The organism is Acinetobacter sp. AOR18_HL, assembly GCF_027855145.1.
GTDB lineage: Bacteria > Pseudomonadota > Gammaproteobacteria > Pseudomonadales > Moraxellaceae > Acinetobacter > Acinetobacter pittii.
The window spans coordinates 1-9,662 of the sequence record NZ_JAKTIG010000086.1 but is presented as its reverse complement, the minus strand read 5'-3'; the positions used below and the strand labels follow the sequence as shown (position 1 = coordinate 9,662).

At 38.4% G+C, this 9,662-nt stretch carries 5 protein-coding genes and 2 pseudogenes; 5 read left to right on the top strand and 2 right to left on the bottom strand.

Translation table 11 applies throughout. From position 1 onward, the window contains the following. The first annotated feature begins 83 nt into the window (after positions 1 to 83). The 5 genes and pseudogenes from MKL51_RS20950 to MKL51_RS20930 form a co-directional block, all read left to right on the top strand. A complete protein-coding gene (locus tag MKL51_RS20950) occupies positions 84 to 1,232 on the top strand; it encodes a restriction endonuclease subunit S (protein WP_270904395.1) in 1,149 nt (382 codons plus the stop codon). Beyond that, positions 1,225 to 2,433 (top strand): SIR2 family protein, encoded by a 1,209-nt coding sequence (locus MKL51_RS20945; RefSeq protein WP_017482069.1) that lies wholly within the window; start codon positions 1,225 to 1,227, stop codon positions 2,431 to 2,433. The genes MKL51_RS20950 and MKL51_RS20945 overlap by 8 nt, the downstream gene beginning before the upstream one ends. 9 nt (positions 2,434 to 2,442) lie before the next feature. Next, on the top strand, positions 2,443 to 5,547 hold the full coding sequence (locus MKL51_RS20940) for a type I restriction endonuclease subunit R (protein ID WP_087400453.1): 3,105 nt from the start codon (positions 2,443 to 2,445) through the stop codon (positions 5,545 to 5,547). Between the two features lie 113 nt (positions 5,548 to 5,660). Beyond that, positions 5,661 to 6,155, top strand: a pseudogene (locus MKL51_RS20935) (AAA family ATPase); the annotation flags it as partial. 1 nt (position 6,156) lies between these two features. Further along, positions 6,157 to 6,804, top strand: a pseudogene (locus MKL51_RS20930) (IS5-like element ISAba12 family transposase); the annotation flags it as partial. 195 nt (positions 6,805 to 6,999) lie between these two features. Here MKL51_RS20930 and gorA read toward each other — a convergent pair. Both gorA and MKL51_RS20920 read right to left on the bottom strand, forming a co-directional pair. Continuing rightward, a complete protein-coding gene (gorA, locus tag MKL51_RS20925) occupies positions 7,000 to 8,352 on the bottom strand; it encodes a glutathione-disulfide reductase (protein WP_002122354.1) in 1,353 nt (450 codons plus the stop codon). 78 nt (positions 8,353 to 8,430) lie between these two features. Then, a protein-coding gene (locus MKL51_RS20920; RefSeq protein WP_085944217.1) for an IS3-like element ISAba22 family transposase occupies positions 8,431 to 9,596 on the bottom strand; the annotation gives its coding sequence in 2 pieces (ribosomal slippage) (positions 8,431 to 9,338 and positions 9,338 to 9,596; 1,167 coding nt in all). Positions 9,597 to 9,662 lie beyond the last annotated feature (66 nt).

The following is a 9,662-nucleotide window of genomic DNA, read 5'->3' as shown; positions in this document are numbered from 1 at the left end:
GCGTTAGATTGGCTTACACCATTAGAGAAATTTGCTCAGCTTGTTGATTATCATAAGACTTTTCAAACTGTCGCACCTCATGTTTGAATTCGCCAGAGTATAAAAGGACTCGTTTAAATGGTTCTGAGCTTTTACTGACATTGGTAGGTAATCCTGGTGATTGTGTAATCGTAACTGATGAAATGTGTGGCTGGAACGTGGCTAGAGCATTGGCTGTGATTCGCCTCAAAGATACTCAATTGCGGTCTTGGATACGTTACGTACTAGCAAGTAAGCCCGCGCAACATTTAATAGAAGCTAGATTAAATACTACAGTTCAAAAAACTTTGAATTTAAAAGATGTACGGGAAATTGGCATTCCAATTCCTCCTAAAGAAGAACGCGATTCAATAACAAAAACAATTGATTCAATTGAAAAAAAGACATTAATTAATACGAAAATCAACCAAACTCTAGAATCCATAGCTCAAGCTATATTTAAAAGCTGGTTTATCGACTTTGACCCTGTGCGTGCCAAAATTGCAGCTAAGCAGAATGGTGAAGATCCTGAACTTGCTGCGATGTGTGCCATTAGTGGTAAAAGCGAAGAAGAGCTTCAGCAAATGCCTGAAGAAGATTTAACTGAATTGCAAGCAACTGCTGCGCTGTTTCCTGATGAATTGGTAGAAAGTGAGTTAGGGGAAGTACCGAAGGGGTGGAGTATTACCAAAGTAGATGACATTTTAAATAGAATAAAAATTAAAAAAAGATTCAAAAAAAATGATGTCAATAGCTTTGGGCGAACTTTTGTTCTGGAACAAGGCTCAAATGTTATTTTGGGTTTTCATAATGAAGAAGGAAGTATTCCTGCTTCCAAAGAAGAACCTGCATTTATATTTGGCGATCATACTTGTATCACAAAATTAATGTTAAGTAATTTTGATGTCTCTGAAAATGTTATTGCGGTTACGGGTAAAAAGAGAAACTCATATTGGACGTATTATGCAATTAAAGATTTACAGAAATTTCAAGAGTACAGACGACATTGGATGGAGTTGACTTCAAAACAGGTTGTAATTGCAGATATTAACTTAACTGATTATTTCGCTAAAAAAGTTAAAATATTGCATGAAGATATCGAATACTCTCTACGTGAAAATTTAGTACTTATGAATCTTAGAAATACTTTATTACCAAAATTATTATCAGGTGAGATTAGTGTGTCTAGTTTTCAGGAGGACACTAATGACTAAAGAATTGGAAGGATTGGCTACTACGGTTCAAAAATTCAAAGCGAGTTTAAAAGATGTTTTAGATAAAACTAATGCTGAATTTCATCAAGCCTTAAATGGAGAATCACCTATAAGTTTTCGTGGTTTAACTACCATGCAAGATGAGGGAAATGAGTATCTGCTAGACCCAAGTGATATTTTATTTTGGCATGATCCTACAGCTTATCTTGATGAGTTTGGGCGTTGGAAAGGTCAGGAAATATTGGATAGACATTCTGCAATCAAAGATTATTTACATGAATCAGATCAAATTAATATTTTTAATAGATTTGTAGATGTATTAAGGAAAAAAAGAGTAGCCCCATTTGTAGGTGCTGGCATATCTAGACCTTATAAATATCCGCTTTGGGGTGAACTAATTGAATACATTGTTAAAAAGTTAGAATCTCAATCGATATCTGACCAGAAAGCAGGGAAACCCGCTAATACGAGTCTACAGCAAGTTAAAGATTTGATTTTAAATAGAGATTATTTAACCGCAGTTCAAAAACTATATGAACATAATAAGGTGATAGTAGATAATATAATTAATACTAAATTTGATGGTGCAGAAAATAAAAATTTAAAAGGAATTATTGAGTTAATACCACTTTTAACTGATGGGTGTGTTATTACAACTAACTTTGATAAGTTGCTTGAAAGAGTCTTTGAAGAAAAAAGCCGACCTTTTCAAGGTTTTATGCATGGTATACAACAACATAGCGGTTTTGCATCGCAACTTGTTCAAGGTTCACGTTGTATTTTAAAATTGCACGGGACATTTGAGGTTAATGAAACATATATTTTTTCTAAACAGCAATATGATGACGCATATGGCTGTGACTGCTTAGATTACACTAAACCATTAGCTAAAGTTTTACGACAAATTTTTATCAGTCACTCTTTAGTATTTATTGGCTGTAGCTTGGAATTAGATAGGACATTAGAATTATTTTTAGATGTTGTAAATTCTAATGTTTTTGATATTCCAAATCATTTTGCATTTTTTCCAGAATTTGAAAGCGATAATAACCTTGAAAAAGAGACTTTAATTTCTAGTGTAGGCATTAAGCCAATTTGGTATCAAGTTACTTCTAATGAAGATGGTTCACAAAACCATGATCAATTAGAACAATTGTTAAGTTTTGCAATTGATTGTGCAAATGGACGAGCGAAGTTATAGGGCTTTGAAATGAATGAAATACAACTAGAAAACCTCTGCCTCGATTGGTTTGCTGAAAATGGCTGGGAAGTCGTTCATGGCATTGATATTGCACCCGACAGCAGTAATCCCCTACGCAAAGACTATAAACAAGTCTTAATTGAATCAGACTTACATGCTGCATTTGAACGATTAAATCCACACTTGCCTACGAGCTGTTTTGAGCAGGTTTGGCAAAAACTGAGCAAGACTGAAAGTTTGGATTTAGTCATTAATAACCGTGCTTTCCACCGTATGTTATTGGAGGGGGTACCTGTCACGTATAAGAAGCAAGATGATTGGGTACACGACCATGCCTTCTTGGTGGATTTCAACCATGTCCATCAAAACCGATTTGTTGCTATCAATCAATTTACTATTCTAGGTACTAAACAACCTCGACGTCCTGACATCATCTGTTTTATTAATGGTATTCCCTTTGCCGTGTTGGAGTTAAAAAGCCCAACTGATGAAAACGCGGATATTTGGGATGCCTTTAACCAGCTGCAAACCTATAAAGAAGAAATCTCGGATCTATTTATCTTTAATGAAGCTTTAGTTGTAAGTGATGGCGTAACAGCTCGTATTGGTTCACTGACAGCGAATCAGGAACGCTTTTTGCCGTGGCGTACGATTAAGAATGAAGATGACAAACCTGCTTTAGAGTGGGAGCTAGAAACAGTTGTTCGTGGCTTCTTTGATCGAGAATTGTTTTTAGATTACATCCGATTCTTTGTGTTATTTGAAACAGATGGCGAAAAGACCATTAAGAAAATTGCAGGCTACCATCAGTTCCATGCGGTTAGGGAAGCGGTACAAGCGACCATTGCAGCAGCCAATCCGAATGGGGATAAGAAAGCAGGCGTTGTTTGGCATACCCAAGGCTCAGGTAAAAGTATCTCCATGTGCTGCTATGCAGGCAAGCTATTACAGCAGCCTGCCATGCACAACCCAACCTTGTTAATCGTCACTGACCGTAATGACTTAGATGGACAGTTGTTTGAAACCTTTAGCAATGCTCAAGATTTATTAAAACAAACGCCAGTTCAAGCCAATAACCGTGGTGAGCTAAGACAGCTTTTGGCTGAGCGTGAGTCTGGTGGAATCATTTTTACCACAGTACAAAAGTTTGCATTATTAGATGGTGAGAGTGAGCATCCATTATTGAATGGACGCCACAATATTGTGGTGATGTCAGATGAAGCACACCGTAGCCAATATGGTTTGAAAGCAAAACTAGGTAATGATGGCACATACAAGTTCGGCTATGCCAAGCACATGCGCGATGCTTTGAAGAATGCTGCTTTTATTGGCTTTACCGGAACTCCGATTTCGAGTGAGGATAAAGACACCCGAGCTGTCTTTGGTGATTATGTTTCGATTTACGACATTCAGGATGCCGTCGATGATGGTGCAACCGTCCCAATCTACTACGAATCACGCTTGGCAAAATTAGATATTAATAAAGCTGAAATCGAGGAACTGTCTGATCAAGTCGATGAAGTGGTAGAAGATGAGGAAGATGTCGGTAGTCGTGAAAAGACCAAAAGTGAGTGGAGCCGACTAGAAAAGCTGGTGGGTGCCACACCACGGCTGAAACAGATTGCTGCGGATTTAGTCGCACACTTTGAAGCCCGTACAGAAGCCACGGCGGGTAAAGGCATGATTGTGACCATGAGCCGCGAGATCTGTGTCCACCTTTACAATGAGATTATTGCCTTACGTCCAGATTGGCATGACCCTGATCCTGAAAAAGGCAAAATCAAAATTGTGATGACGGGTTCAGCTTCAGATAAACCATTATTGCAGCCGCATATCTACAATAAGCAAACTAAAAAACGCCTTGAGAAACGCTTTAAGGACGTAAACGATCCTTTACAACTGGTGATTGTACGCGATATGTGGCTTACAGGTTTTGATGCACCGTGTACGCACACCATGTATATCGACAAACCGATGAAGGGGCATAGCCTCATGCAGGCAATTGCACGTGTGAACCGTGTCTTTAAAGATAAGCAGGGTGGACTAGTTGTTGACTATATCGGCATTGCTAATGAATTGAAGCTGGCCTTAAAAACCTATACCGATGCCAAAGGGAAAGGTGAGCCGACTTTACGTGCAGAAGAAGCCTATGCAGTGCTTGCTGAAAAGATGGATGCAATACGAGGAATGTTCACCAAAACCAACGAGCAGGCAGGTATGGATTTGGGTGCTTATGAAACTCAGGCACACCGACTGATTATCCCCGCAGCTAACTATGTGCTGAGCTTAAAGGATGGTAAAAAGCGTTTTCTTGATTTAGTTCTGGCAATCAATAAAGCCTTCTCTTTATGCAGCACCTTGGATGAAGCGAAGAACCTGCACAAAGAAATTGCCTTTTACTCAGCCATTAAAGCGGTCATTAGCAAGCATACCTCTGTAGATCGTAAACTGTCGCAAGCGGAAAAGGACAGTACGCTAAAACAGATTCTGGACAATGCTGTCATTGCTGATGGCGTAACAGATGTCTTTGCAATGTGTGGTTTGGATAAACCTAATATTGGCTTGCTTTCAGATGAGTTCTTGGAAGATGTACGGCAGATGCCATACCGTAACTTGGCAGTTGAACTTCTGGAAAAGTTACTCAATGATGGCATTAAGGCAAAGACGCGAAACAATGTGGTACAGGAAAAACGCTTCTCTGACCGTTTGCAGGAAACCTTGAGGAAATACAATAACCGAGCGATTGAAACTTCTCAGGTCATTGAAGAACTCATTCAAATGGCAAAAGAATTTCAGGCAGAGATGCAGCGTGAAGCTGCACTTGGTTTGAATCCTGATGAAATCGCTTTCTATGATGCTTTGGCAAACAATGAAAGTGCTGTCAGAGAGCTTGGAGACGATACGCTGAAACAGATCGCACGAGAGATTACAGAGAAGCTTAGGAAGTCAACGACAGTGGATTGGCAGGTTAGGGATAGTGTGCGTGCTCAGCTGAAAATATTAGTACGTCGTACTTTGCAGCGATGGAAATACCCGCCTGATAAAGCGGCTGAAGCGATTGAGCTTGTGATGAAGCAAGCTGAGCAGTTGTCGAATGCGTGGACGACTAGCTAAAAAATCATTTATAAAGAACGTAATGTACACAAAATAATTTACATGCTCTTCTTGGGCGAAACCTTTGAAAAAATAGATAAAGTTACAATAACCAATGTATTTTGGGGGGAACAATGCGTATCGAAAAAGTTAGAGTTGAGGGGTATAGACTTCTTGAAGATATTGAGATTGTATTAGAAAAGAATTCAACTGTGATTGTAGGGCGAAATAATAGCGGAAAAACATCTTTTACTAGCATATTTGATTGTTTTTGTGGTGAGTCAGGAGCCCGTTTTAGGTTGGAAGATTTTTCTAGTTTGTCTCGTGAGAAGTTTTTAAATGCAAGAAAATTGAAAGAAGAGGGGGCAAGTCCAGAGCAGATATATAATACACTGCCTATAATCACTCTTTCTTTGACATTTCGATACGATAGTGATGCCCCGACTTTAGGGCCTCTTTCACCATTTATCATTGATTTAGATATGGACTCTACAACAGCGATTGCTTGTATTGAATATAGGCCTGTCTTAGCAAAAATGCATTTGTTGTTTGATATACCTCAACCACCAGTAGGTATGGAACCTCAAATACATTTTTTTAAGTGTTTACGTAATAACTTATCAAAAATTTCTTTGTAGAAGACAAAAGCATATTGATATTGTAATCAGCTACCAAAAAAGTAGCGATGGGCTGCATCTACTCATGGACTCTACAGGCATGAAGTTTCTAGGTGAGGGCGAATGGAAACGCAAGAAACATGGACCTGAATATCGTCGCCAATGGCGTAAACTTCATATTGGTATAGATGCTAAAACCCTGCAAATACGAGCAGTTCAGCTTACAACCAATAATGTCAGTGATTCACAGGTGCTTGGTGATTTACTTAATCAGATTCCACAAGATGAGCGGATTAACTCTGTTTATACCGATGGAGCTTATGACACCAAGCAATGCCGTCAGGTCATTGCAGATCGGCAAGCGCATGCGGTGATTCCACCTAGAAAAAATGCGAAACCATGGAAAGATACAAAGAGTAGCTCGCTAGAGCGAAATGAATTACTTCGAACAATTAAACGTTTAGGCAGGACACTATGGAAAAAATGGTCAGGCTATCATCGGCGAAGTTTGGTTGAAACTAAGATGCATTGCATCAAATTATTAGGAGATAAACTCAGTGCAAGGAGTTTTGATAGCCAAGTGAATGAGATCCATGCACGTGTAGCAGTCCTTAACAGATTTACGGAATTAGGTCGACCACTTACCCAAGTTACGCCTTAAATTTGGCTCAATTAGGGGCGCTTTGCATTTCAAATCTTTGTGCAACAAAGCCGAGCATGTGCTGTTTGTGATAAATTGAGATTATGTTGAGTGAGTTCTCTAATAATTCTAAGTTGTTGAAAGTTCATAATTTGGATATAGAATATAAAAATAAGAGCAAATATATAAATAAATGCTCTTTTAGATGATCAATGATTAACGCATTGTGACGAATTCTTCAGCAGAAGTCGGATGAATTGCTAAAGTGTTATCGAAGTCTTTTTTAGTTGCTCCCATTTTTAAAGCAACAGCAAAGCCTTGCAGAATTTCATCCATACCGTATCCAATACCATGAATTCCGACCACTTTCTCATCAGTTCCTACACAAATTAATTTCATTTTTGTGAGTTGTCGATGTTCTGTTATCGCTGTATACATGGATGTAAAGGAAGAACTATAAATTTTGATGGCATCTTTACCAAATTTTTCTATGGCTTGATCTTCGGTTAATCCAACTGTTCCAATAGGTGGGTGACTAAACACCACAGTCGGAATATTTTCATAATCTAAATGTTCATTTGGCTTATTGTTAAATAAACGTTCAGACAGTCTTCGACCCGCTGCCACAGCAACAGGTGTTAACTCGACTTTACCTGTAATATCACCCACTGCATAAATGCCAGACTGTGTTGTATTTTGATATGCATCAACATGAATAAAGCGATTCTCGTTCAATTGAACTTGAGTCTTATTAAGATTGATCGCTTCAGTTGCAGGTTTTCTACCAATTGCCCAAATCAAGCAATCTACACTATGTTCTGTACCATCTTCTAGGTGTAATACAAGTGAGTTATCTTGAACTTTAGTCACTTTGTTAATCTGACTATGAGTATGCACGTTAATATTTTCACTGCGCATATTCTCTAATAGTGTTTTACCAAGGAAATGATCTAATCCACGCAAAGGCTGATGTTTACGAATAAATAATTGTACATTCGAACCCAATGCATTAAGAACACCTGCCAATTCCACAGCAATATAGCCAGAACCAACAATAGCAGTCCGCTTCGGTAAGTGTTCTAATCCGAAGAAACCATTGGAATCAATACCATATTCAGCACCTTCAATTTCAGGTTTGAATGCTTGAGTCCCCGTAGCAATTAAAATATGGTCAGCTGTGTACGTTTCACCATTTACTTCAATTGTTTGAGCATCTAAAAATTTTGCAAAACCTCGAATGACATCAACATTATTTTTAGCTAGTCCTGTGTCATACGATGTATGTATTCGGCTGATATAGGCTTGTCTGTTTTCAACTAATTTCTTCCAGTTAAAGGATTTCAATTCTGTATTAAAGCCATAGTCAGGACCATATTTATGAATCGCATCGGCAATTTGAGCTGAATACCACATCACTTTTTTAGGAACACATCCTACGTTGACACAGGTTCCACCAATATCACCCATTTCTATCAGTGCACATTTCTTACCATACATGGCAGCACGATTGACTGATGCAATACCGCCACTGCCTCCGCCAATCGCAATATAATCATAGTGTTTAGACATAAATGAAATTCCTGTTTTTTAGATTTAAAAAGTTAATGATATACGCTGAATTATCAGGAGACTTTCCCTTGGGAGATTCTAGGCAGCCAACTTATAAAAGTCTTCGGCCATTTGATTTGGTGTCTTAAAACCCAAACCCTTTTGAATTCTTCGATGATTATAAAATAATTCAATGTATTTTATAATATCTGCTTTGGCTTCTTCTCTGGTTTGATAGTTGTAATGATGCACTAACTCATTTTTCAGTATTCCCCAAAAGCTTTCAATCGGTGCATTATCGTAACAGTCTCCGCGCTTGCTCATTGAACCTTGAAAACCATATTGCTCAAGTATATTTCGATATTCATGGCTGCAATATTGACTTCCTCTGTCTGAATGCACAATCAGTTCTTTGGTTGGTTTTTGATTGTGAATAGCCATATTTAGCGCATTACAAACAAGCTGTGCTGTCATGCGCTCATTTAAGCTATAGCCAACCACTTGTTTCGTGTAAAGGTCTTTTACCGCTGCTAAGTACAGCCATCCTTCAACAGTCCATATGTACGTAATATCACTTGACCATGCTTGATTTGGTCTAGTCATTGAGAATTGTTGCTCCAGCAGGTTTTCATAGATCGCTCGATTATGGTCACTATTCGTAGTCCTTTTAAAACGCTTGTGTCGCTTACAATACAGGTGGTTCAGCGCTTTTATCTGACGTACAGCGTACATACTCATTTTTATGCCCTGAGCTTGTAAGTATTTGGTTAATCGAATATAACCATAGCTCTGCCTTGTCTCCTCATGGGCTATTTTCACCAATATCGTCTGTTGATTTCGTTGAATCGTTCTTTTGCTCACGCCTCTCTTGAGCCAATCATAAAAACATGAAACTGAAACATGAAGTAATCGAGCCATTAAGGTAATTGGAAAAGAATATCTTTTTTGTTTCATATAGGCGTACCTTACTGACTTTCTTTGGCAAAGTACGCTGCTGCCTTTTTTAAAAATTCACGTTCCATTTCAGCTATTTTGAGCTGTTGTTTGAGTTTTTTATTTTCTTCGAGTAGAGCGTTTAGATCAGGTGAATACTGTTTTGTACCTGCTAAAGTTCCAGCCTTTGCTTTGGTATTCCAATTTGAAAGAGTTTGCATTGAAATGCTAAGTTGTCTAGCTGTTTCCGAGACATTGCCTTGATTGGCTTCAATTAATTTGATGGCTTCAGCTTTAAATTCTGTGGTGTAAGTCTTGTGTTTCTTGCTCATGGTAAACTCCTGATGAGTGTGTTTAGTTTACCAAGTTAAAACCTCCTGTTTTTTCAGCACACATCA